The organism is Acinetobacter sp. TUM15064 (assembly GCF_008980265.1).
In the GTDB taxonomy this organism is placed as follows: domain Bacteria; phylum Pseudomonadota; class Gammaproteobacteria; order Pseudomonadales; family Moraxellaceae; genus Acinetobacter.
This window is the reverse complement of the sequence record NZ_BKFU01000178.1, coordinates 1-604: the sequence shown is the minus strand read 5'-3', so window position 1 is coordinate 604 and position 604 is coordinate 1. Positions and strand designations below refer to the sequence as shown.

Genomic DNA, 604 nt, shown 5'->3' with positions numbered 1-604 from the left:
GTTGTGATCACTGAAGGTGTTCCAACAATCGACATGCTTAAAGCAAAACGCTACTTAGAAACTAACGGTAACGGTACTCGTTTAGTTGGCCCTAACTGTCCAGGAGTGATCACTCCGGGTGAATGTAAGATTGGTATTATGCCTGGTCATATTCACCAACCAGGCCGTATTGGTATCATCTCGCGTTCAGGTACATTGACTTATGAAGCTGTTGCTCAAACAACTAAGCTTGGTTTAGGTCAATCTACTTGTATCGGTATCGGTGGTGACCCAATCCCAGGTATGAACCAAATCGAAGCGCTTCAATTGTTCCAAGACGATCCAGATACTGATGCAATCATCATGATCGGTGAGATCGGTGGTACAGCGGAAGAAGAAGCTGCTGAATTCATCAAATCTAACGTGACTAAACCTGTAGTAGGTTACATTGCTGGTGTTACTGCTCCTAAAGGTGAGCGTATGGATCACGCTGGTGCGATCATTTCTGGTGGTCAAGGTACTGCTGAAGAGAAATTTGCTGCATTTGAAAAAGCAGGTATGGCTTACACTCGTAGCCCAGCTGAGCTTGGTTCAACTATGTTGCAAGTTTTAAAAGAGAAAGGTT

At 44.2% G+C, this 604-nt stretch carries 1 protein-coding gene; it reads left to right on the top strand.

What is annotated here, in order from left to right:
• A partial coding sequence (locus GBI16_RS18300; protein ID WP_151707623.1) for a succinate--CoA ligase subunit alpha occupies nucleotides 1–604 on the top strand: 604 nt, incomplete at both ends.